Origin of the sequence: Paenibacillus sp. FSL R7-0302, from assembly GCF_038006885.1 — a bacterium.
GTDB lineage: Bacteria > Bacillota > Bacilli > Paenibacillales > Paenibacillaceae > Paenibacillus_AQ.
Window position 1 is genome coordinate 4,896,754 of sequence record NZ_JBBOWB010000001.1, and the last position, 20,675, is coordinate 4,917,428.

The window sequence follows — 20,675 nt, forward strand, 5'->3', positions numbered from 1 at the left end:
AATTCCATGGCAGCTCTGTATGCTATACTGACCAGTAGATACGTCTGTGATAGTTATAGTACGGGAGGATGAAGAAGAATGTCAGGACCCTCACTGCGCCAGCTGCATGCCCATCATGCCATACATCAGGGCGGGCTCTCCGGCGCTGTAGCCAAGACAGAAGAAGTGGAAGAGCTGCTGGCGCTTAAGGAAGTGGAGGTGGCTCGCCAGGCGGCTGACCACTTGATTGAGTACTGGGAGACGCGGATACTCAGCCATGCCGATGCGGAGGAAGACGGATTCTATCAGGAGATGATTGTGAAGAATCCGAACCTGGAAGAACCCGTTATCCGGCTGAAGCGGGATCATGAGCTGCTGCGGATCATCGTGCAGGATGTCAAAAGCATGCTTGCCGAAGACGGCCTCACCCCTGAGGTGCTGCACCAGTTCCATGCCCTGCTGGTTGTGAATGCGGTTCATAGCCGGGATGAGGAACGGCTGCTGTTCGGGGAGTAGCATGACTGCTGCCGCTCTCCTGCAGAATAGCACGCAGATCATCTCTATTCATCAGCAGATCCTCAAGTGTATACTCTTCAAGCACCTTCAGATAGGCGTGCAGGGCCTTGCCCAGCACGCCTTTGAGTCTGCACACCGGTGAGATCGGACAGCTTCCGCCTGAGGGATTGAAGCACTCAACGAGATAGAAATCATCCTCCATCCGGCGCACAACCTCCCCGATATTGATCCTCTCCGGCGCAAGCGCAAGCCTGATCCCTCCCCCGCGACCTCTCACCGTTTCGAGATAGCCCGCCTTGCCGAGTTCATGCGAGACCTTCATCAGATGATTCTTGGAGATGCCGTAGGCACTGGAGATATCCTGGATTGTAGTCAACTCCTCCCTCTGCTTGGCTCCCAGATACATGAGGATTCGCAGGGAGTAATCGGTATATAAGGTCAGCCGCATAGTCATGCTCCGTTCTATATTAACTTAGCTTCACGTAAGTGATATTTATTACAAAGTTTATCATATTCTTTGTCTAATTTGTTAAAGTGGTATTTTAAATATATCTTTTATCTTCAAAACCGTATATATTAATTTTGTACTATATGGAGAGGGGATGATTCATATTTTAACACAAGAGACTCGTGACATTGTCAAATCCACAGCGCCAGTATTGGCGGAACACGGCACCACCATTACAACGGTATTCTACCGTAACCTGTTCGAGGCCCACCCGGAACTGCTGAATGTGTTCAACCACGCCAACCAGGCGCAAGGCCGCCAGCAGGCGGCACTGGCCAATGCGGTCTACGCAGCGGCAGTCCACATAGACAACCTTGAGAATATACTCCCTGCGGTGGTCCAGATCGCCCACAAGCATGTCAGCCTCGGCATCAAGCCGGAGCATTACCCGATCGTCGGAGAATTCCTGCTGAAGGCCATTAAGGAGGTGCTGGGCGATGCTGCTACGGATGAGATCCTGAGTGCCTGGAAAGCAGCGTACGGAGTGATTTCGGGTGCATTCATCGGCGTGGAAGACAGCATGTACAAGGAAGCGCGGGAGCAGGAGCACGGCTGGAACTTCTTCAAGCCATTTACCGTGGTGCGTAAGGTTCAGGAGAGCGGCAGCATTACATCGTTCTATCTGAAGCCGGCAGACGGCTCGAATGTACCAGACTATAAGCCGGGCCAGTATATCTCTGTCCGTGTGCTGATCCCTGGAGAGCAATATACCATGATCCGCCAGTACAGCCTGTCCCAAGCACCGAAGCCGGATGAATTCCGCATTTCGGTGAAACGCGAGGAGACGAATGACCCGAATGGCGTGGTATCCGTCTATCTTCATAACGGGGTGAATGAGGGCGATACCGTTGAGGCGAGCGCCCCTGCCGGCGAGTTCCTGCTGGATACTTCCTTAACTACCCCTGTAGCCTTCATCTCAGGCGGTGTAGGCATCACCCCTATGATGAGCATGCTCGAGACAGTAGCTAATGTAACACCGGACCGGCCGGTCGTCTTCCTGCACTCTGCACGGAACGAATCGCTTGCTGCCTTCGGTACAGATATTGAGAAGCATGCGGCCGCGCTGAGCAACGTCAAGACCAGAACCTTCTACTCCGGCGGACCGGATGGCGTGATTACAGGCGAAATTCTGAAGAGCTATGTAGATGTTACCGGAGATGCTTACGTGTGCGGGCCTGTTCCTTTTATGGAAGCCATGATTGGCGAACTGCGGAAGCTGGGAATGACTGAGACCCAGATTCATTATGAGTTCTTCGGACCGGCACTGCAGCTAAGCAACGCGTAGATTGTTCATCTAAAAGCAAAGGGGCCGCCTGCCGAACCCTTACCGGTTCGGAGGAAGCCCGCTTTCTTCAACGTGAAATCAGCCATTCATAGAGTACCTTCGCATGGTTATGGACCGGGTCCTTCGCGGCATAGACCAGTGTGACCCTCTGATTAAGCGCCCGCTCCCGGATCACTTCCGCAAGCCCCGCGCATTCCGGATTCTCCTCCAGCTCCAGGATATGCCGTTCCTTGAATGCCGTGAACCGCTCCGGCAGATGTCCGAACCACTTGCGCAGCGCCGGGCTGGGCGCGATCTCCTTCATCCACTCGTCAATGGCTGCCTGCTCCTTCGTCACTCCGCGCGCCCACAGCCGGTCCACCAGAATCCGGTATCCGTCCCCGGGGTCCGCAGGTTCATAGATTCGCTTCAGGCCAATAGAGTACGGAGCATCTTCGGCTTTCCCGCCGGATGGCTCTCCCATGCTGCATCCCTCCTGCTCACCACTAAATACACCCAATATACCACGGGGTCTATTCTGCTTCCAGCGGCATGACAAGCTGCCGGTCTGCCGCGCTGACTATGCCGCTTCACAGCTATGCTACTCCGCGTCAAGAATGTACCGGTTCCACCGCTGCTGCCAGTCTACATCCTGCCAAAACGGATGATGCGGCGCACAGTTGGAGCACAGCGTCATGCCCCAGAAGCCCAGCGCCATCCCCTTACGCAGCGCATACTCGGCAATGAATTTCCCGACCGGGCCCTCCTCGAAGCCCGCAAGCAGCGGGGTATAGCCGACATAGCCTTCGCCGATCACCACCGGCAGGCCCGAATGTATAGCCCATTCCTGCGCTTCTTCCAGGCGCATGGCCGCTTTTTGCAGCATCGCCAGCTTGTGGGCTCCATAGCGGTCATACAGGTAGAGATCCCATAGATCAGGGTCGGCCCAATCATGCAGATAGATCAGCTTCATCCCGACCGGATTGCCCTCCATCCGCCACTCCTGCCCTGCGGGCAGGGTCCATTCCCCGAAGGGCGGAGCATCTTCCCTCAGCATAGACCGGACAAAAGCATTCGGAAAAGACACCCCCTCATCATTCAACCCCGCCGCGTCCATAAGCTCATTCAGTACGCCCTTGATATAGAGATGATAGTGGGCCACCTGCAGATTACGGGCTACATATGCCTTCGGATAAGCTTCGTTCAGCGTATAGCTGGCCGTGATCAGAACATCGGGATGCTGCCCCCGGAGATAGCCCACCGCTTCCTCGATATAAGGCTGCATGGCCGCCACCAGCCTTGGCGTATCCGCTGGGCCGATTCCCTGCACGGTACCCACGGCGGTAAGCTGCCCGAATTCCACTTCATTATGCAGCTCGGCATAAACAATTCGATCAGCGAAGCCTTCCCCCTTGATATACCGGATGAGCTGGTCCATCGACCGGGCCAGGGTCATGAACCGCTCTGCGGGAGCAATTGCAGCCAGCTCATCACGCAGCGCGGGGTAGGCCAGGAAGCTGGGGCTCTGCTGATATTCCCAGGAAGACAGCATAATGTAGAGTCCGTGCGCCTTGGCCTGTCTGAACAGCTCCAGCAGATGCGCATGCCCGTCCAGCTCGGCACCGCCGCGGCAGTTATACCAGCGGGTACGCTGTCCCACTTCCCCCAGACTGCCGAAGTGCAGCGGTCCGGGGCGTTTGCCTTCCGCTGTGAATAACAGGAACGGCATGGCACAGATCCGGATGGTGTTGTATCCTCTGTCGGCTGCCTCCTTGCATCTTGCCGCCAGATCATGATAAGGCTCGCCCGGCAAGGTCATTGTGTACCAGGAGAAATCCCACATGGTGAGGGTAAGCTTGCGGGGCAATCTGCTCAGCACTGCATCCATTCTTTTCACTCCTTAGGATTAGTTGAATTACCGGGTCAACTACTGGCCCATTTCCAGCTCCAGCACGCTGAAGCCGTTCGGACGATAGACCGTTAGGGTCAGCTCCGATCCAGGTGCAGCAGGCAGCTTGAGGCTCAGCGTACGGACCTCTCCGGGCTGCATATCAGGAATCACCTGTACCTGCGCTGCTTCCTCTGCGCCATCTATAGACACCCTTACATAATAGCCCCGGACGGCATAGCCGGGAATATCCTTCCGGCATTTCAGGGTGACCTCAAGCTCCCGTCCGTTCCGCCGCACAGGGGCATCTGCAAGCAGGAGCGGTGAAGCCACCTCACGCAAGTCTGCAAACGAAGGCTTCACCCGGTTATGTACATCCACCGAACCGTGCACCCGCTGCTTCCATCTCCCCTGCCCGTCTTCTCCCATTTGCGTGCGGTAATCATTCAGACTGAAAAAGATCAGCGCAGCAAACTGGGGATACTTGCGGTAGAGCTCTGTTTTGTGAAGAAGAATCGCTGTTCTTCTGGGATCTCCGCCTTCGTACACCGGCTCGCAGAGGCCATATTCAGCCACCACCACCGGCTTATCCGGGTAATCGGCCAGCATCTGCCGGATGACCTCTTCCTCATCCAGCTCGCCATGCCAGGTTCCGATATAGTCATTCCACATCAGCAGGTCCCCGGCTCCCGTAGCATCACTACGCGGATTCAGGTGGACCGTGTTGCTCACATAGTTAATCAATCGCTGTGAATCCAGCGTATGGATCTCCTGCTTCAGCTGCTTCATGTACCGGAGGGTGGTCTCCGACTGCCCGTTCAGCTCATTCCCCATCCCCCAAGCGAAGATACACGGATGATGGGAATGATCGCGGATCATCTCCTTCGCCTGGGACAAGGCTACCGCGAAGGTGAGCTGATCCGGCTCCGCCGGCTGCTGCCAATGCGGAATTTCCTCCTGGACAAGAATGCCGTTGCGGTCACACCAGTCCAGCAGCTCATTCCCCTGTTGCCAGTGAAAACGGGTGATCACAGCGTTCGCCTCCTTGAGCCGTTCCAGCATCGCGCCAAGATCCTCCCGCTTCTCAGCCATGCCAACCGCCGGATTCGAACCCGGCATCCATTCGACACCCATCAGGCGGACCGGCTCACGGTTCAGCCATAGCTCCTGCCCCTTGACCACAAGCTCACGGAAACCGAAATTTACACTCACTTCATCTTGAAGCTGTCCGGCCTCCCGGATAGTGATCTGAAGCTGATAGAGATGCGGATGATCGAAATGCCATAAGTCCACCGGGAGCCACTCCATCCCTGCAAGCTGCCAGGTCCCGGATTGCGGGGGCAGGGGGCGGTGATCCTCCCATATTTGTGTACCATTCTTGAAAATAGCGGCCCCTATTGTTGCTGAAGCAGAGGGTCCGCATAGCTGTACGTCTGCCAGTAACCGGCCGGACGCCTGCTGGCCCGCTGGTCCGAACCGGACCTCCGGGGAGACGCGGATATGCTTGACGGCCGTTTGCCCGGTTACTATAAGCTGTACGGGCCGGATGATCCCCCCGTCGTCCGCCCAGTCGAAGCTGCGGCTTTGCGGGAGCGCCTGAGCGGCCGGGGAATTATCCGCTTTTACCGTAATCCGGTTCTCCTTGCCATGCAGAATATGCGCGGTCACCTCCAGCTCAAAGGCAGTATACCCGGAGTTGACATGCGAACCGGCCTTCCGGCCGTTGATCCAGACCTCCGCATCACGGTAGACGGCTTCAAAATGCAGACGGAACCGGCTGCCGCTCCACTCCTCAGGAATGCTGAGACTATACTCATACCACCCGCCCCCCCGGTAATCCTCCAGACCCTCCTCCACATTCCAGGTATGCGGAACCGCAACCTCCCTTGGAGCAGGCAAGCCTGTAATCTGCCATTCCTCTCGCTCTCCTATGCCTGCTGTATCTGACTGAAAACACCAGCCTTCGTCCAGGCTTATATCATGCCGTCCTGTTGTATGCATACTCTGTTGTCCTCCTTCTGCTTAGAGATGTCCCGGTTCAAAGGCATGATCGGCCATCCGTCTGTGAACTCCGGCTCCCTGATGATTGGGGTCCAAGGCAAGAGCGGAATCAAGCTCCGCTACCGCTGCTTCATACCGGCCGAGCCCGAGAAGCCCGAGCCCCCGCATGTAGCGGCAATGTATGACATTACGCCGGTTGAGGTCATCCTCAAACACCAGGAAATCCGGCAGCGATACGGCGAAATAGTCCAGCTTGATATCATCGAAAAGATGACGCTCGGCATAATCGATCAATATATTGAAGCGGCGCTTGGCCTCCTTCCCGTTACGGAGCTTCAACCAGGCCAGCCCCTGGTAGTAGATCATCTCCGGCGGCTGGTCATTGTAGAACATCGCACTTGCCGGCTCAGCCAGTCCTTGTGAAGCTATGGTGTAGCTGGCGACGGCTTCTTGTTCCCGCTGAAGACCTTCATAGGCTGCGCCCAAATAATAATAGATATTATTCTCCTGGGCGCCTTCCAGCCTGCCTTCGCCCAGATTCAGCGGATAGACCAGCGCTTGCTCCAAGTGCTCAGCTGCTGACTTATAGTTGCCCTCTTGCAGTGCCTGCTTGCCGAGCTCGGTATGAGCGAATTTATATTGTCCGGTCACCTTCCCCTCTCCGCCTTCCCAGGGATGGAAGTTACGCGAGCTTAATGCCCTAACCGCTTCGTCATAGCGCTCAAGCTGGTTAAGCAGCGTAACATATTCGATATACAGATCATCCCGTTGCTCCACCAGACTGTGCTGTGCTTCAAGATGACCCAGCCGTTTCCCGGCAGACCATGCGAGCTTCTTGCGCAGCTGATCCAGCTCATACAGAATCCGCGCATCCTGCGGCGCACAGGCAAATGCCTGCTCCAGTGAAGCGAGCGCCGCCTCAGGATTGTTCTGCTTATTGTAATAGGCCAGAGCCAGATTGCGGTGAACGATGGCGAAATCCCCTCTCAGATCACGTGAACGTTCCCAGCTTGCCGCCGCTTCCTCCGGCCGCTTCTTGTCATAATAGAGATTGCCGAGATAGTAATAGGCCTTATCATCCAGGGGATTCGCCCGGATGGCGCTTAACAGCCATTCAAGCTCGGACAGGGTGTTCGGGAAGCAGTACAACGGACAGGCTGCTTGCCCCTGGCGGCGGGCCTCCCGTGCCTGCTCATCTTGTCCCGTACGCTCATAACATTCGCCAAGGGCATAATGCAGCATCGGGTAGACGGAGTCGGTGTCGGTGTCGGTGTCGATTTCAGATTCGGATGTTCCGCATTTGACTGCCCTCCGCCCTACAGCAAGAGCTTCCGCATACAGCCCGCAGTCCATATAATCCGCCATAAGATTAAGGTAGTTGTGTGCGTCACCACGCATAAGACGTTCTAATTCTGTCAGCGCCTCTTCTGCCGCAGCAGGGTCCTCCAGTGCTGCAAGGGCCAGGGCCAGTTCGTTGTATGCGCCAAAATCAGCAGGATCAAGCTGCACAGTCTCACTGGCGAATCTCCTCGCCTGCTGCAGCCGGCCAAGCCTGCACAGCAGAGCAGACTGGAGATTCCTTGCCTTATAATTACGCGTATTGCGGGTCAGCGAACGCTCCGCCAGCTCCAGCGCTTCGGCATAACGGCCTTGCTGGCAGGCTATCTGAGCGAGCGAGAAATACCCCGCAGCCTGCCAGGCTGCCGACCATACCGCTTTGTAATAAGCGGCAAAGGCCTCATCCAAGCGGTTCTGGCCGCGCAGAGCAACCCCCAGCTGATAATAGGCTTCGCTGTCATACGGGTTAGGATTACGCGAGGTTAGACGTTCAATGGCGTGGCGGAACAACGGCTCACTCTGCGCGTATTGCCCGCGGCGGAGCAGCAGCGTTCCATATGCTACATTCAGCCGGATATCCCCGCTGTCCCGCTTAAGCCCTTCCAGATAATAGGCCTCCGGCTCAAAGGTGGCATGCCGATACTGCTCCAGATGCAGGCCTGCCAGGTACAGCTCCTCTGCTGAGCGCAGCTCTTCCGGCACTGCCAGCGGCTTCGCCGCTCCAGGGATGCGCTCAATCTCCGGCCGCTTCGGCTGATAGGCGACCAGCAGCCTGCCCTCCCCGCTATGAACCGTCAGCTTGAGGTCATGCTCCTGCTCTCCATGGTTCAGCATAACCGTACGCTCTATAGCCTCTGCGGGAGACATATCTGCAGTCTCCCGCAGATATTCGCCTGCGGCTCCGCTTAAGCTGATCACGGCCTGCTCCTGCCGTGAGGTCACGTATACCTTCACCACCGCCTGAGCCGATACTGCATCCGCCTCCAGATTGACCGCAGCGTCTACCGAGGCATTTTTCACCAGACCGATGCCCTTATACGGCATGAAATACTGGGTGAAGCTCTTCTCCTCATACGGCTGCAGCCAGGTGAAGTCAGGCTGATTATCGGTGTACACGCCTGTCATGAGTTCAATATAAGGTCCGTCTTCATCGGTCAGCTGGCGGTCCCAGGCCTGCCCGAATTCCCCGTTCCCCCAGGTCCATTGCTTCTTCCCCGGTGAGATGTGATGATCAGCCACATGCAGCAGCCCCGCCTGGACGCCGTGATCATATCCGCCGACGAAATTATAATCCGACTTATAGGCCATATAGGAGGTCGGAACCGGAATATTCTTATAGCGGGAGATGTCCACGCCTTCCGAATAATCCTGTTTGTAGTAGGTACCGGTCGCAATGGGGAACCGCGATACATCCCTTTTACCATGATCGAAGACGGCTGTGACATCAGGCGGAAAAACAGACTGCGTCTGATCATTCACCGCAACCGCCGGGTTGGCCCACCAGAGGAAGGTCTGCGCCTGGGGCGTCCGGTTATAACACTGCGCATAGACCTCCAGATAGGCTCTCCCGGGATAGAGTCTGAACGCAGCCGTAACCTTCGTCCCGTACATCCGGTCAATCTCGCTCACCCATACGGCAGCGCTTCCATCCGCAGCAGCCTCAAGCTTATATTCAACAGGGCCGAACGTATTCGGGCGGTGATGCTGCGGCCAGTTGAACTCAATGCCCCCAGAGATCCAGGGACCTGCAAGGCCGACCAGCGCAGGCTTGATGACGCGGTTATAATAGACAAAATCATAATGATTCGTCTTGTCGAGCGCCCGGTAGATCCGTCCTCCAAGCTCCGGCAGGATCTCTATCCGCAGATATTCGTTCTCCAGAGTAATCAGCTTGTACTGTCTATCCTGCTTCACATCCGAGATGCTCTCAATCACGGGATGCGGGTATACACGCCCTGAGCTTCCCTGATAGACTCTTTTCTCCAGAAACATGGGGTTCGGATCAGCGGCGCCCGCCTCATAGGTTGGTATGATCACACTGGTCTCCCGTACCTGTACCCGGTCTGCGTTGTGCGTGTTGTTCGCGTTGTCTGCGTTGTACTTGTTGTTCGCGTTGTCTGCGCTGTACTTGTTGTTCGCGTTACTCCCGGCCAGCTCCGGTGTATAACCACTAGCTGCTCGCTTCATGCCTTCACTGCCTCCCTTAACTTGATACTTCTACTCTAGCCCCTGGCCGGGGAGTTTCCAATTGACGAAATGCGGGAAGTGATGGATTATATTCTTATTCTGTACAAGCTTAGATTCCCGGCGTCGCTGCGATGAGGATACGATTTCCCGACCGATGGTTGGGGTTGGGGTTGGGGTTGGGGTTGGGGTTAGGGTTGGGATAAATCCTGCCCATAATGCAACATTCCGCTCCTGAATTCAGCCTTAAACCGGAATTGTTGCACAAAAATCAACATCTATCCTCCTTCCTGAGACCAAACGAGGAAATTCCTGCATTTTGTGCAACAATCCGCCCTGGCACCACTGTACCAGAGAATCAAAATTGCAAAATATGCAACATTTTCATCATCTCAGCATGCCAGAACCGAAGCATCCCAGCATCCCAGCACCGACGCACCGAAGCATTACACATTCTTATCTCTCAGCATCGTAACTTCGAAGCATTTCAGCATCCCAGCACCGAGCACCGAGCACCGAGCACCGAGCACCCAAGCATCTTAGCATTCCAGCACCCAAGCATCTCGCATTCCCTATATTCAGCCTCTACAGCTCCCAAAAAACTCATTGCACTTCTTTTGGAAGGGGCTATTCCGTTCTAAGCCTTCGGATGAATACGCTGATGCCTGCGAGAAGAGATTGGGAAGTTACTTGTTGGGCCAGGGTGTCTAACGTTTGGTTTATATACGATCTGTCAGGAGGGGAAGCGGCATGAATGATGGCAATATCCGCAAGCCGGAAGGGTTTGTGGAGGAGAAGCTGTATGTGCTGCCGGAGTACTGGATGAAGGAATTGGAGCAGGAGGAGCTGACCGCCTCCTTGTTCATCACGGACATTGGTTATTTCCCGAATGCCCGTTATCATTTCAGGGAACGCCTGGAAGGCAGCCCGTCGCATATCTTGATCTTGTGTGAAGCGGGGGAGGGCTGGGTGGAGCTGAATCACGGGGAGGAGATGACCATGCAGCCGGGGGACATGGTGATTATTCCTCCACACACCCCGCACCGCTACGGGGCCATGCAGGAAGAGCCATGGAGCATATACTGGTTCCATTTCCAAGGAAATCATGCGGACCGGCTGGTGAAGCTGTTCGGATTGTCGGGCGCTCCCCTCGCCCTGGCCCCGGGCGGCAAGGCCCGGCTCATTGAATGGTTCGTCCCTGCCTATGAGCTGCTGGCTGAGCGGACCTACGCCCTGGCTACCCATGTGCACATCGCCCAGACGGCCAGACAGCTGCTCTCCGGCATCGGCATTACGGCAGGCCCGTCCGCGCAGGAGAAGAAACGCGGGACCTATCTGGAACAGGCGATCCAGTATATGAACGGACGGCTGGGCAGCAACCTCACCCTGCCTGAGCTGGCTAAGCAGGTCGGCGTGTCGAAGCAGCATCTGATCTATATCTTCAACGCCGAGACCGGGGTCTCCCCGATCGGGTATTTCCTGCGGCTCAAAATCCAGCGGGCAGGCCATCTGCTCGATCTTACCGAACTCAGCATTAAGGAGGTCGGCTCCGCTATAGGGATCAACGACCCTTATTACTTCTCCAGGCTGTTCAAGAAGATTTCGGGGTTCTCTCCTTCAAGCTACCGGAAGATCCCGAAGGGCTGAATCTGTACTCGAACGAAAAGGGCCTTCCAGGCTAATTTCTCAGCTGCAGGAAGGCTCTTTTTGAATATCTCTGAATATCTCTGCCGCGTAAGCTAAGCGGCTCTGCTACTCAATCTCCTTCCCGGTAAACAGCGAGACTCTCGCTTTAACCAGCTCTGTATATTCCTTCTCCATTTTCTCTGCACCCGCTTTATTCAGCTCCGCAATAAAATCGTCGTAGATTTTATCGAAATCGGCTGTGCTGGAGAGGATGGCTTCGGGAATCCGTTTGTGGACGATATCCTGCGTCTTTTGATAGATTACCTGATAATCCCCATCTGTCGGCACCGGCATATTGTACAGCGCGCCCCATTCCTTGACCGGGAATTCATCCTCCGCCGGGAACAGGTCTTTCCAGGTTGTTGCGTTATACGCAGCCAGACTCTCCTTCTCCGCACCCGAATATTCGGCCAGAATCTGTTCCGGGAAGTTCGTTGTATAGTAATTGCCTGTAGAATCCTTCACACCGTCCCCGTAGCGGACTCCCAGCGTGGAATACAATCCCACCCCTGTCGCCTTGGTGAAACTTGCTGCATCGTTGACCTTCTGATCGAGAATGTCGGCAGGGATGACGCGCTTCCCGTTCTCCACATTATAATGTTTGCCTTCGATCCCCCAGTTTCTCAGCACCTGGCCTTCTTCCGAGGACAGCCAGTCCAGGAATTTAATCGCGCGGACCGGATCTTTACAAGCCGCGGTGATACTGATCCCGTAGCCGTCCACTCCGACAGACTGCATGGCGTGATCCTTGTACTCCTCACTCAGCGTAACCGGGAAGTGGGCGTACGTATATTCGTCTTTTCCCGCAGCCTTCAGGGCGTTCTCCGCATCCTGATACTCCCATTCCACTGAGGTAAGCCCCAGCACCCGGCCGCTGGAGATTTTGGATTTGTACTGGTCATCCTTTTGAACAAAGGATTCCTTGTCGAGCAGCCCTTCATTGTACATATGGTTCAGCCAGCGGAAGTACTCCTTCTCTTCAGGCTTCTTATAATGCAGCATCGTCTCGTACGTCTCAGGATTCACATAATATTCGCCGTCATTGGTTCCTCCGGTGGTGATATCGCCCTGGTTCGTTACCGTAATCATGATCTTCCAGCCGTCAGCATTGACGGTCAGTGGTATGGTCGGCTGCCCGTCCGTCGTTGGATGCTTAGCCACATACGCCTTGAGGACATTCTCGAAATCCTTCACCGTCCGGACTTCGGGATATCCAAGCTCTTTCAATACGCGGTGCTGAATCTGAAATCCGTTCGTCGCATCGAAGCTCTGCTGATCAATGCCGACATTCGTCGGGATCGAATAGATCGCCTGATTATCCTTGCTGTATTTCATCCGGTTCATGTTCCCGCCCATGACCTTCTTTATATTTGGGGCATATTTATCAATCAGCTCGGTCAGGTCGATAATGGCTTCCGCATCCACCAGCTTGCCCAGCTCTCCCTTGGCATAGATCATATCAGGATACTCTCCGCTGGCTGCCATCATTGAGATTTTGTCCTGTCCCCCTCCGCTGCCCACATCATATTCCGCGTTCAGGGTAACACCTGTTTTGGCAACAATCTCCTTGCCGATATCATCCTTCATCCTGTTCCAATTCGGACTGGCATCGGCGCCAAAGAAGGTAAACGTTACGGGAGCTGTATCCTTTGCGCTGTTATTTCCGTTCGTTGTATTCTTTGTGTTATTTCCGGCACTGCTGCCGTTGCTGCAGCCTGCCGAAATGAGCAGCATACTTGCCAGCAGACCCATCCCTAATCTTCTTGGCATTTGTTTTTTCATCCGTCTCATCCCCTTTGATTGAATGCGTTTACAGTTATATTTTAGCGTCACCTTTGGCCGATAACCTTGATTTTCAAGTCGCAGACTAGCATTATATAGACAAATACGTATTTATGAGGTGGGAGCTTTGTGAGCAATGTATATTTGAACTGGTTCACGACTGACGAGCATTTTCCTTTCTTTATCCAATACGGCGGGCACGAAGAAGACACCTCCCTCCATCAGCATGCAGACTTCTCCGAGCTTGTCATTGTGCTGAACGGACATGCTGCGCATATCGTCAACGACGAAGAGGCTTTTATCAAGAAAGGCAATGTATTCGTGATTAACGGCGGCACCCCCCATGCCTATAAGGACCCTTATGATTTCAGAATTTGCAACATTATGTACAAATCAGGCATGCTTAAGCTGGCCGGACCGGACTTAAGAACGCTGAACGGCTATCAGGCGCTGTTTGTCTTAGAACCCTTTTACCGCAGCATTAACGCCTATAAAAGCAAAATGAACCTCCCCATCGTCAGCCTGGAGGCTGTCTCATCGCTTGTGGCCGGCATGATTACAGAATATGAGCAGAAGCAGCACGGCTATCAGACCATGCTCGCCTCCAAATTCATGGAGCTGGTCGTGTATCTGTCCAGACATTATGACATTCAGGAGAGGGGCGTGGACCACAGCCTGATGCACCTCGCCAGTGCCATCTCCTATATTGAGGATCACTATCATGAACCGGTTACTCTTGATGCCATTGCCGCCAAATCGGATATTTCCGTCCGTCATTTGAACAGAATATTCCAGGCGTATTATCTGACTACACCGATTGCTTATATTCAGCGTCTGCGGCTGGAACATGCCTGCTCACTGCTCAAGCACACCAGACACCCTATTACAGACATCTCCTATAGATGCGGATTTAATGACAGTAACTACTTCGCCCGTCTCTTCAAAAAAACGTACGGCAAGTCCCCGAAGGCCTACCGCAATCAGCAGTAGTTGTGCAGCAGCCAGGTCCATACGCCGCTTAACGCAAAAAAGAGCAGCATGTCCCAAGGAACTGCTGCTCACACCTTATACCGCCGGCTGATCCAGCGGCTCATAATCGAACCAGTCATACGCTGCCGGAGCGGCCTGTCCCGTCACGGACGTTGCATACATGGCAACGAATACCCCGGTGAACCCTCCTGAAATTTCGGTGCTGAGATAATGTGTCTCTCCAGACCCCAGCCCGATCACCCGGGAATCCGGTGCCTCAACCGAGGCTTCTATGCTGCCGGGCAGCGCCTTGATTCTCAGGATGACCGGCCCGTCAGGACACTCCTCCACATGCTCCACCCGGAGTGAACCGACCGTCCGCCGGAATACGGCGGCTCTCCGCCCGCTGACAGAGCGGATCACCAGCTCATAATGATGCTTCTCGTTCTTGTACACTGCAATTCCGGCTTCTTCCCCTTCATGCTGCGGCTCATAATCCAGCTCTGCTGCTATATTGGCCGTGAAGTGGCTGAGGCGGCGGCCTACAAAGGCAGGTGCCGCGGCTTCATTCAGCGTAGCCTCGTAGCCATGCAGAACGAGATGGCCCGGCCGTTCTTCGAGCGACCAGCTTCCTTCTGCCGGATTACGCAGACAAGTCCAGTCCAGCCCCAGCCGGGTATCATCAAAATGGTCTCTTACGGGCTTCGCCGGCCAGCGGACCTCCTGCAGCAGCGGGGAGTCCATAACCGGCTCGATGCGGCCGCCGTTCCCGATCACCGGCCAGCCCTCGGATGTCCAGCTTACGGGAGCCAGGAAGCTCTCTCTGCCCAGATGATGGCCCATCGGATAGGAGACCGGACGGATGCCTAAGCACACCGCCCACCAGCTCCCGTCCTGCGCCTCAACCAGATCGGCATGGCCTGTAGCTTGTATGCTGATTGCCGTACTGCGGTTGGACAGAATCGGATTATGGGGACAAGCAGCATACGGGCCATAAGGCTGGTGGCTTCTGGCGATGGTCTCCATATGTCCGTACTCCGTACCGCCTTCGGCGATCATCAGATAATACCAGCCGTTCTTCCGGTACAGATGCGGAGCCTCGGGATGAGCGCCGCCCGTTCCTGTCCAGATCAGCACGCTCCCGGTCAGCATTTCCCCGGTCCCGATATCAATCTCGCACTGGTAGATACCGTTCCCCTGTCCGCCGTCCATGGCGGACTGGAAATATACGCGCCCGTCCTCATCGAAGTACAGGGAAGGATCAATGCCGCCCTGTGCAATCAGGTAAGGCTCCGACCAGGGTCCCTCGGGATGCTGTGTTTTGACGAAGAAATTGCCCATCCCGCTTACATTCGTGGTCACCATATAGAACCAGCCGTTATGGTAACGGAGGGTCGGCGCGAATATTCCGCCTGAGCTCCACGAATTCTCCAGCGGCAACTGGCTGGGTGTGGTAAGGCAATGGCCGATCTGCCGCCAATGAACAAGATCCCTGCTGTGAAAGACAGGGACGCCCGGATAATATTCAAATGTGCTGGTCACCAGATAATAATCATCCCCTACCCTGCAGATGCTGGGATCGGGATGGAAACCGGATATGATGGGATTGGTATAATGCATGAAGAGGCGCTCCTGTCCATTTTCAATTGAATTCTAGGTTCTATATCGATTATAAATGGAATCGCTCTGCCAAACCTTCACTTTCAAGTCACGGGAATAGCAAAATCCAGACATGGCCGCGCTTAGTTCCGTGCAGATGTTATATAGTTACCTTTTCAAATGATTGAAGCCGCTCCGCCTCTGCTTCCGCCGACGCCATAACCGGTACCCTCTGCGGACCGTCTCCAGAATCAGACGGGGAACCGGAAATACCCGGCGGGAAGCCACCGGCTGGTACAACCGGTAATACAGCCGCTTGTAATCCTCCCACATGCTGCAGTCGTCATCCTTCAGGAAATCAGAGACATCTACAATCAGTCCCCGTCCGTCCCGGAGCATCACATTCTTGGCATGGATATCATGCGGACGCAGCCCGCGGGACCTCGCATATTGAAGCGCGTTGTCAATGTCTTCAATAGCCTGTCCGGTAATGAGAATGCCGCGTTGCATGGAATCGTAGAAGGTGACTCCGCCCAGCCTTTTGAGAACCAGGAAATCCGCTCCGGCATAAAAGCACTCCGAGAAGGCCGGATGGTGCCCTAGGCGGCGGTATACCTCTGCTTCTTCCTCAATGCCCGGCCTGCCCGGCGCGTAGATCTTCACTGCGAATTCCTCAGCTCCCTGCCGGCAGAAGACAGCCGCATAATTTCCGGTTCCGAGCACACTCCAGGGCTTTGGTACACCGCTGACCTTCACCGGCTCCAGCGGATTCACGCTCTCAATACTAACCTGTCCCAGCAGCTCGCCCGTGATCTGCTCCAGCAGCTTGTCCATCCTTCTCACCCCGCAGCTTAAGTTCAGTAATGACTCTATCCACCCAGTGTACGCTATTCCCCGGCGATCAGCCAATCTTGCCGGTAAGCATGGCGAAGAACCGGACAACGGCTCTCCGGCTCTTCGTATATTTGAACGTATAGGTACACTCGCCCATCATCCCACGCCGCCACCTTGGAGTTAAGCTAAATGAATGACCTCATGCTCCTCCGCACTTCGGTAGGTCCCGAATACAAGCTCAAGCGTCTTCAGATTATCTTCGCCGCTCGTCTGGAATTCCCTTCCAGTGTCCAGGCATTCAATGAAATGCGACTGCAGCCGGTAATGACTCTCTTCAAAATCAAGGCCGTTATCCTCCGAAATCGCCGTCTCCAGCCCGTTATTATCAATCAGGCTGAGCCTGCCGCTGCTGTACAGCTTGATCGTTGCCTGATCGCCTTCGATAATCAACTGCTCCTTATGGTCCGGCAGCACCGGCAGGGTTAGCGGGCCGGGCAGATTCTGCCGGGTGGCCCAGCTCATATCCATCAGGCCCATATAATCCTCATAGCCAAGGGTGATCAGCCCGGCGTCCTCTCCGGCAATATACGGACTGACCTTCCGGGTCTCGGCGTACAGCCGTTTCGGCTCCCCGAACAGAAAGCGCCATGTATCATACCAGTGAACCCCCATCTCATAGAACAGCAGCTTCGGCATCTCCCGGAAGAACGGCTGCGGAAGCTCATTCTCCGGGGCAAACCGCGGTGAATAATAATCCGTGTGGATATAGCGGATCATCTGGAGCCGTCCTGCAGCTCCCTGATCCAGCAGCTTGCGGATGGCCTGAATCGGCTGCAGCCAGCGCCAGTTCTCTGTAACCATCAGCCGGACGCCCGCAGCACGGGCTGTTTCCACCATCTCACTGGCTTCCTCCATAGAACGGGCAAAAGGCTTTTGGCACAGGATGTGCTTCCCGGCCCGTGCGGCCAGTCCGACCAGCTCAGGGTGAGTATCCGGCGCAGTAATAATATCTACTATATCCAGCTCCGCAGAAGACAGCATGTCTTCCAGCTTAGAGTACAGCATGTCCCCGGGAATCCCGTATGCCTCCCCCTTACTGTGCAGCTTAACCGAATCCAGGTCACACAGGCCTTGAAGCTGAACGCCGGGGATACGCTGCCATGCCTGCAAATGCTTATCCGACCAATACCCGGCGCCCACAACACCAACCTTCCACATCTTATTTCGCCTCCAGGTCATACTCATCGCGCAGGCGCGTCATTCTCACCGCCATATAGGTCCGTCCCGGCAGCTCGACCCTGAAGGTTCCCTGATAGCTGCCCGCAAGCTCCTCCACCGTCATGTTCCAGGTATCCAGCAGCTCCACCTTATAGCGGATCTCCGGGTTCATCGTGAACTGGCGGAACAGCGGCCGGTTGAATCCGAAATAATAGAGAACATATTCATCCTCCACCCCGGCTCTGGGCAGATCCCACTCTGAAGGCAGCGGGTTCAGACCCTCTGAAGGCCCCTCCTCCAGCACACGCCGCAGAAAAGCAATCCGCTCAGGGCTCGTGCCATACAGCCGGCCGCCCTTGGCCCACCAGAGCTTATCTTCCGGGTGCAGATAGGTTTCCCCATGTCCGACATATCCTCCACGGACCGCGCCTTCCCAGAAACGGCGGACCATCTCTTCCCCGGTAATATTTCCCCAGCCATGCTCGACATTGCCCTCGTAGGCACATTCATCGATCACGACAGGCTTACTCCAGCGCCGTCTCCATTCGTCCGTATTCTCCGAGGTCTTGTAAGCATCTACACGCTGAATGCTGCAATGCGTAACCCAGGGCTGGTTGAAATCATAGAAGGCAATGCCATTATGATTAGAGATCAGGTGCCCGTAAGGATCATACGACGTTACAATGTGGGCATACCGCTCCCAATCAGCCGGCATCTTGTTTCTCATAAAATCATATTCATTGGCCAGTGACCACCAGATATGGCGGTAAGCCGAGAGCCTGGCTACAAGGTACCGGAGATAGCGGTCATCCGCCTCCTTGCCCATATCCGCGAAGCCCCAACGGTCATACGGGTGGAACAGAATCAGGTCAGCCTCGATGCCCAGCTCCCCAAGGTCTGCAATCCGCTCCTCCAGATGCCGGAAGAACGCCGGGTTGAACCGGCTGTAATCCCAGCCTGCTTGGGCCGAGCCTTCATAGGGATAGTACTCCGGTTCGTTCTCGTTATAGGAGTAGGATTTCGGGAACACGCACATTCTTATTTTGTTAAAAGAAGACGCTTTCAGCGTATCCAGCGTCTGGCGCCCCATCTCGTCCCCCTGATGGGTCCAGGCGTAGCAGGTCGTGCCGACAGGAAGATAGGGCGTTCCGTCCGCATAGGCAAAATGAAAGGTATTCCGCACCCGGACCGGACCATGATTCCCGCCTGCCGCAGCCGTGCATTCCAGTTCCCCTTCAAGCTCATGCAGCGCAGGCTCATTGCTGCTGGTCCGGAACGTCCACTTCCCCTGCTGCTCCGGCATGAAGCGGATGCGGTATACCCCTTCCCCGTCATAGAAGCCCAGAGCCAGAACCGAACGATCTCCCATCGAAAATTCCGCCTGCAGCGCTACCTCCGTAAACGGATTGCCCCCGGCAGGGCCTCCGTGCAATACAATTTCACATACGCCCCACTGTGAATTCTGGTCAGGCACCGATACGGAGACCCTCCCCTGAAATGCTTCAGCCCGCCCTGCTTCCTTCGGATTAGCCATAAGTCCTGCTCCCTTCTGTATGAATCCTCAGATATACAATAAGTAACAATAAACTAAACAATAACTAAACAAAATAAGATCAAATAACTATACGATCATAATAAAACCATCCTACATCACCTTATAATTATCGTCAATGTTATTATTAATTGCTAAACAAAACTAAACAAATACACTCAATCCCTGCTTCATTGCTAAATTCACTACCTTCCCTTACACTAAACATACTTAAGCTACGATGCTGAATGGAGGTCTTGTCATTGAATATGGAGGAGCTTGCCCGGCTGGCCGGGGTCTCCAAAGGGGCCGTCTCGCTGGCGCTGAACGGGAAGCCGGGGGTCGGACCGGAGACACGCGGGCGAATCCTGCGCCTGGCGGAGACCTACGGATATACCGGCAGGGGAAGAGCAGCGGCCGCTGAAGCGAACCCCACCACCCTGCGGTTCCTGGTGTTCACCAATGCCGGACTGGTTCATCAGGAGTACTATCAGCAGCCCTTCTTCCGGGAGCTGATTCATCATATCGAGGAGCGCTGCCGGATGGGGGGCTACAGTCTGATGTTCTCCGCGATTGAAGAAAAGCACTATGAGCAGGGCATTCAATCCGTGATGGAGGAGCCCGCCAGCGGCGTGATTCTGCTCGGCACCAGCCTGGATGCGGCCAGAATAGCCGATATCGCGGACAAGCTGCCCGGCTTGATCGTGCTGGACACCTGCTTCGATGCGCTGCCTGTCCATTTTGTCGAGATCAATAATTATATGGGGGCTTATCAGGCAGGCACCTATCTGACCGGCCACGGGCACCGGAGCATCGGTTATATCGCATCCGAGGAGCGGATTCATAACTTCGGGGAACGGCAGCGCGGGTTCATGGACGCCATGGCGGAGGCGCAGGTGGAGATCCCCCGGAGCAGCCTGCTGGCGGTGCCGCCGACTTTATTTTCCTCCCAGGGACCGTTACGGGACAAGCTGCAGCGGCTGAAGGACAGCGGACAGCCTTTTCCCACTGCCTTCTTCTGCGAATGTGACTACATCGCCATCAGCGCGATCAAGGCGCTCAGCGAGCTGGGCTTCTCCATCCCGGAGGATGTATCCGTCATCGGCTTCGATAATATCAATGAATCGCAGATTGTAGCCCCGGAGCTGACCACCGTTCATGTGGAGAAAGAACAGATGGCCGCATGGGCCGTGGAGCTGTTCACCGCTTCTCTTCACCGGCAGTCCGCAGTCAGCACCAAGGTCAAAGTCGACACCCTCTTGATTGAGAGAGCTTCCTGCCGGCGGCTCGAACCCTCTGCGGATCAGTAAGCAGAACTCACCGTTTATACGCAAAAAACAGGAGCCCGCCCTAACCGCCTGATCGCGGCTAAGGGGTT

Annotated in this window: 14 protein-coding genes and 1 pseudogene; 5 read left to right on the plus strand and 10 right to left on the minus strand. The window is 55.2% G+C overall.

Annotation, left to right across the window (positions count from 1 at the left end):
• The first annotated feature begins 78 nt into the window (after positions 1 to 78).
• A complete protein-coding gene (locus tag MKY96_RS21100) occupies positions 79 to 495 on the plus strand; it encodes a hemerythrin domain-containing protein (RefSeq protein WP_340942992.1) in 417 nt (138 codons plus the stop codon).
• 22 nt (positions 496 to 517) lie between these two features.
• Here MKY96_RS21100 and MKY96_RS21105 read toward each other — a convergent pair.
• Positions 518 to 943: pseudogene (locus MKY96_RS21105) on the minus strand (RrF2 family transcriptional regulator); the annotation flags it as partial.
• Between the two features lie 163 nt (positions 944 to 1,106).
• Here MKY96_RS21105 and hmpA point away from each other — a divergent pair.
• Entirely contained in the window at positions 1,107 to 2,288 is a 1,182-nt protein-coding gene (hmpA, locus tag MKY96_RS21110) for an NO-inducible flavohemoprotein (RefSeq protein WP_340944691.1), read from the plus strand.
• A gap of 67 nt (positions 2,289 to 2,355) precedes the next feature.
• Here the strand turns inward: hmpA and MKY96_RS21115 are convergent, their stop codons facing one another.
• From MKY96_RS21115 to MKY96_RS21130, 4 genes are all read right to left on the minus strand, one after another.
• On the minus strand, positions 2,356 to 2,751 hold the full coding sequence (locus tag MKY96_RS21115; protein ID WP_340942994.1) for a DUF488 domain-containing protein: 396 nt from the start codon (positions 2,749 to 2,751) through the stop codon (positions 2,356 to 2,358).
• A 117-nt stretch (positions 2,752 to 2,868) separates the two neighbouring features.
• Positions 2,869 to 4,155: a cellulase-like family protein gene (locus MKY96_RS21120; RefSeq protein WP_340942995.1), complete on the minus strand. Its 1,287-nt coding sequence runs from the start codon at positions 4,153 to 4,155 to the stop codon at positions 2,869 to 2,871.
• Positions 4,156 to 4,194: 39 nt separating this feature from the next.
• Positions 4,195 to 6,156 (minus strand): glycoside hydrolase family 2 protein, encoded by a 1,962-nt coding sequence (locus MKY96_RS21125; protein WP_340942996.1) that lies wholly within the window; start codon positions 6,154 to 6,156, stop codon positions 4,195 to 4,197.
• Between the two features lie 21 nt (positions 6,157 to 6,177).
• The gene (locus MKY96_RS21130) at positions 6,178 to 9,681 is read right to left on the minus strand and encodes a DUF5107 domain-containing protein (protein WP_340942997.1); all 3,504 of its coding nucleotides are present in this window, start codon (positions 9,679 to 9,681) and stop codon (positions 6,178 to 6,180) included.
• A gap of 747 nt (positions 9,682 to 10,428) precedes the next feature.
• On the opposite strand from MKY96_RS21130, the gene MKY96_RS21135 reads away from it, so the two are divergent.
• Complete coding sequence (locus tag MKY96_RS21135; protein ID WP_340942999.1) at positions 10,429 to 11,325, plus strand: helix-turn-helix domain-containing protein; 897 nt, start codon at positions 10,429 to 10,431, stop codon at positions 11,323 to 11,325.
• Positions 11,326 to 11,430: 105 nt separating this feature from the next.
• On the opposite strand, the gene MKY96_RS21140 is transcribed toward MKY96_RS21135, so the two are convergent.
• Positions 11,431 to 13,134, minus strand: a complete 1,704-nt coding sequence (locus tag MKY96_RS21140) for an ABC transporter substrate-binding protein (protein WP_340943001.1) — start codon at positions 13,132 to 13,134, stop codon at positions 11,431 to 11,433.
• Positions 13,135 to 13,275: 141 nt separating this feature from the next.
• Here MKY96_RS21140 and MKY96_RS21145 point away from each other — a divergent pair, with 141 nt between their 5' ends.
• Positions 13,276 to 14,136, plus strand: a complete 861-nt coding sequence (locus tag MKY96_RS21145) for a helix-turn-helix domain-containing protein (protein ID WP_340943003.1) — start codon at positions 13,276 to 13,278, stop codon at positions 14,134 to 14,136.
• A gap of 75 nt (positions 14,137 to 14,211) precedes the next feature.
• Here the strand turns inward: MKY96_RS21145 and MKY96_RS21150 are convergent, their stop codons facing one another.
• The 4 genes from MKY96_RS21150 to MKY96_RS21165 all read right to left on the minus strand — a co-directional run bounded on the left by MKY96_RS21150 (position 14,212) and on the right by MKY96_RS21165 (position 19,300).
• A complete protein-coding gene (locus MKY96_RS21150) occupies positions 14,212 to 15,735 on the minus strand; it encodes a glycoside hydrolase family 43 protein (protein WP_340943005.1) in 1,524 nt (507 codons plus the stop codon).
• 147 nt (positions 15,736 to 15,882) lie between these two features.
• Positions 15,883 to 16,548, minus strand: a complete 666-nt coding sequence (locus tag MKY96_RS21155) for a serine/threonine protein kinase (protein ID WP_340943008.1) — start codon at positions 16,546 to 16,548, stop codon at positions 15,883 to 15,885.
• Between the two features lie 180 nt (positions 16,549 to 16,728).
• A complete protein-coding gene (locus MKY96_RS21160) occupies positions 16,729 to 17,766 on the minus strand; it encodes a Gfo/Idh/MocA family protein (RefSeq protein WP_340943010.1) in 1,038 nt (345 codons plus the stop codon).
• A 1-nt stretch (position 17,767) separates the two neighbouring features.
• Positions 17,768 to 19,300, minus strand: coding sequence for a DUF5605 domain-containing protein (locus MKY96_RS21165; protein WP_340943013.1), 1,533 nt, complete (start codon positions 19,298 to 19,300; stop codon positions 17,768 to 17,770).
• A 266-nt stretch (positions 19,301 to 19,566) separates the two neighbouring features.
• Between MKY96_RS21165 and MKY96_RS21170 the strand changes: the two genes are divergently transcribed.
• Positions 19,567 to 20,607 carry a LacI family DNA-binding transcriptional regulator gene (locus tag MKY96_RS21170; RefSeq protein WP_340944692.1) on the plus strand — a complete coding sequence of 347 codons (1,041 nt, stop codon included), beginning with the start codon at positions 19,567 to 19,569 and terminating at the stop codon, positions 20,605 to 20,607.
• The last annotated feature ends 68 nt before the right edge of the window (positions 20,608 to 20,675 follow it).

Excerpts from the sequence above, each read along its gene's own strand:
- MKY96_RS21125 (WP_340942996.1), bottom strand. The coding sequence starts at position 6,156 with ATGCATACAACAGGACGGCATGATATAAGCCTGGACGAAGGCTGGTGT.
- MKY96_RS21115 (WP_340942994.1), bottom strand. The coding sequence starts at position 2,751 with ATGGGAGAGCCATCCGGCGGGAAAGCCGAAGATGCTCCGTACTCTATT.
- MKY96_RS21160 (WP_340943010.1), bottom strand. The coding sequence starts at position 17,766 with ATGTGGAAGGTTGGTGTTGTGGGCGCCGGGTATTGGTCGGATAAGCAT.
- MKY96_RS21140 (WP_340943001.1), bottom strand. The coding sequence starts at position 13,134 with ATGCCAAGAAGATTAGGGATGGGTCTGCTGGCAAGTATGCTGCTCATT.
- MKY96_RS21120 (WP_340942995.1), bottom strand. The coding sequence starts at position 4,155 with ATGGATGCAGTGCTGAGCAGATTGCCCCGCAAGCTTACCCTCACCATG.
- MKY96_RS21100 (WP_340942992.1), top strand. The coding sequence starts at position 79 with ATGTCAGGACCCTCACTGCGCCAGCTGCATGCCCATCATGCCATACAT.
- MKY96_RS21130 (WP_340942997.1), bottom strand. The coding sequence starts at position 9,681 with ATGAAGCGAGCAGCTAGTGGTTATACACCGGAGCTGGCCGGGAGTAAC.
- MKY96_RS21170 (WP_340944692.1), top strand. The coding sequence starts at position 19,567 with ATGGAGGAGCTTGCCCGGCTGGCCGGGGTCTCCAAAGGGGCCGTCTCG.
- MKY96_RS21150 (WP_340943005.1), bottom strand. The coding sequence starts at position 15,735 with ATGCATTATACCAATCCCATCATATCCGGTTTCCATCCCGATCCCAGC.
- MKY96_RS21165 (WP_340943013.1), bottom strand. The coding sequence starts at position 19,300 with ATGGCTAATCCGAAGGAAGCAGGGCGGGCTGAAGCATTTCAGGGGAGG.
- MKY96_RS21135 (WP_340942999.1), top strand. The coding sequence starts at position 10,429 with ATGAATGATGGCAATATCCGCAAGCCGGAAGGGTTTGTGGAGGAGAAG.
- MKY96_RS21155 (WP_340943008.1), bottom strand. The coding sequence starts at position 16,548 with ATGGACAAGCTGCTGGAGCAGATCACGGGCGAGCTGCTGGGACAGGTT.